The organism is Photorhabdus sp. RM96S, from assembly GCF_042879335.1.
Lineage (GTDB): Bacteria > Pseudomonadota > Gammaproteobacteria > Enterobacterales > Enterobacteriaceae > Photorhabdus > Photorhabdus kayaii.
This window is the reverse complement of the sequence record NZ_JBHFKT010000095.1, coordinates 1-2,837: the sequence shown is the minus strand read 5'-3', so window position 1 is coordinate 2,837 and position 2,837 is coordinate 1. Positions and strand designations below refer to the sequence as shown.

At 57.6% G+C, this 2,837-nt stretch carries 1 protein-coding gene; it reads right to left on the bottom strand.

What is annotated here, in order from left to right:
* On the bottom strand, nt 1–2,837 hold a 2,837-nt coding region (locus ACGF49_RS24275; protein WP_387493232.1), incomplete at both ends, for a filamentous hemagglutinin N-terminal domain-containing protein.

The window sequence follows — 2,837 nt, the reverse complement described above, 5'->3', positions numbered from 1 at the left end:
TCGTGGCGTGCTCCCCGGCAATCAGCGTGCCTTGCCGGTTGTTAATCACCAGAGACGTAGGACGGGTCTCGTCGTCTACGGTAAGCTGTTTGCCCGCGGAGATTAACCCCTCAGCATTCTCCAGCGTGTGACTCACCTGAGCTTGCAGGTGATTGGCCGCCCGTAAAGCGCCCTGGGTATTGTCCACCTGTTGAGCGTTGACCGTCAGGTTTTGCGCTTCCACTCCGTTATCAACCTGCGCTGTTTTCCGGTTAATCAAGCGAGCGGTGTTCAGGGTCAATTGCTGACCGCCACGGATAAGGCCGCCGGTGTTATCGGTTTGGGTGTCAACATTGAGTGTGGTGTCGCCCACCGCCTGCGCCTGCCCGTGACGATTATCGAGCTGGTGAGTATTCAGGGTTAAGGTGTCCGTAGATAACAATTTGCCGTCCCGGTTATCCAGCGCGGCGTGTCGGGTATCGATAGCCAACTGTCCGCCTTGCAGATGACCGTGGCGATTGTCCAGCGGGCCACTGGTGAGGGTCGTCTTGCCATCACCGAGAATATGGCCCTGCTGGTTATCCAGTAACTGCCCGTCAGTGTCCAGAGTCAGGGCGTCAGCGGATTGTAAGGTGCCCTCGCGGTTGGTCAGTTGTCGGCTGTGAATGTCCAGCCCGCTATTTCCGGCTATCTGGCCCTGAGTATTATTGAGTGCAGTGCTGGTCAGCGCAGTTTCGCCGTCCGCCACTATCATGCCACCGGTGTTATTGATATCGCCGGTGCGCAAAGTTAAGTGTCCGTCACTCAATAACCGGCCTGCTTTTTGGTCGGCATTGCGGGTATTGGTGAATCGGTGGCCGTGGGTATCAACGGTCATCTCGCGGCCAGCCTGTAACAACCCTGCGGTGTTATCCAGTTCGCCACTGTTGACCGTCAGCGTGTCTTCGGCTATCACCTGCCCCGCGGTATTGGTGAAGGGATGGCCTGTGGTCTGGCTGTCAATGTTTTGTGCCAGCAACATCCCCTGCGTGTTATCCAGGGTCTGACTGGTGGTGGTCAGTCGGGTTTTGGCTTCAAGATGACCGTTAACGTTTTGAATAGTTTTGCCAACGGTGAGGGTGGCGCTGTCCCCGGTTGCCACGATGCTCCCCCGGCGATTATCCAGTTGAGTGGCGCTCAGTTGGAGCGCGTGGCCCGCTTCCAGCCGACCTGACTGATTATCCAGCGTGTCTTTGACCGCCAGTGTCAGCGAGCCTTTTTCGGCGGCCACGATGTTGCCGTGATGATTATCGACGGTCGTCGCCTTAAGGTTCAGATTACCGTTGCCCGCAATGGTGCCGTGCTGGTTATCCAGCATCCGGGTGGTGAGGGACAGGGTATCTTTGCCCTGTTGTTGCATCACGCCGCCTTGATGACTGAGGGTGTCAGCGTTGACGGTTATCTGCCCGGCCTGAGTTTCGGCGTGGTTGAGTTGCAGTTCACCGGCCTGTATCGTCAGGGCGCCATTGGTCAGTAGTTTGCCCTTATCACCCAGCCACCGTTGGGTATTGAGCGACAGTTTCCCGTTGCCCGCCAGTTGCACGGTGCCCTGAGTGTTATCGGCCTGATGCGCGGTGAGATGCAGGTCCTCGCCCTGACTGGCAATATTGCCCTGACGGTTGTTAAGCCGGTCAGTGGTGAGGGTCAATTTCCCCTGATTGAACACTGTCCCCTCACGGTTATTCAGGGTGCGGGTATGGAGCGCCAGTTCACCGGTCCCGGTCTGGTTAATTTTTCCCTGCTGGTTGGATAAATCCGGGGTCGTCAGGTGGATTTCCTTCGCCACTAACTGGCCGCCGTCGTTGTTAAACTGGCCCGGCGTTTTCGCCGTCAAACGGTCGGCGTTGACGGTAGCGCGAGCGGTACTGATCCCCGCTTGACTGGCGGTGAGTTGAATCTGGCTGGCTGCGGTCTGGCTGTCGCTCAGGTCAATCTGTTGGCTGTGGATAGCCAGCGTATCGGTGGCCAGATTTTTGCCCTTGGCCTGAACGTGCTGTGCGGTCAGGGTCAATGAACCGGGGCGGGTAGTGTTGCCGTTATCATCCAGCCCCGCGGCCCATACGCTGTCATGGCTGCTGTGTATTGTGCCCGCGTTGACCGTGGTATCGCCGCGGGATTCCACCCGGCCCTGATTATCTAACGCGCCGCCCGCCTGTAAATTCACCGCCGATTGTGACAACAATTTACCCGTGTTCGAGATACCCGAGGAAGCCGTTAATTGCAGGGCGTCGCGGCTGCTGAGGGTGCCGCGGTTCTCTATCCGGCCATCGGCGGTGATATGGACCTCGCCGGCAGACGCGCCGATATTGCCGGCATTATGCACGCCCACCCCCGCTTCGGTGCCTATCAGCCTGATTTTATGGGCATACATGCCGCCCAGTGCCGCCACATCCAACGCAAACGCCGGGTGCTTTTCATCGTCAACCGATTTTTTCTTAATTTGCTGATGCGCCGCATCGACAATATTGCGCCCGGCGGTCACTTTCAGGTCTTGCGCGTGTAATTTGGCGTTAATCGCCACGGAGCGGGCGATAATATCGGTGTAACTTTGCTGTGTGCTGTCCATGCCGTGCCCGTCAATCCGCACTTCCCCCTGATTGACGTCAAACCCTTTCAACCGACCCTGTTCCATCAGCGCCTGTCCGGTGGTGAGCGTAGTGCGATGTGAGTTAATGAACCCGCAACCGTTACAGGTGATGCCCGCCGGGTTGGCAATAATCACCTCGGCTTTATGCCCGGCCACTTCAATCCAGCCATTGAGGTGACTGCGGTCATGGCTGTTGACTTCGTTGAGGATAACACTGGCGTCTCCTTTGGCT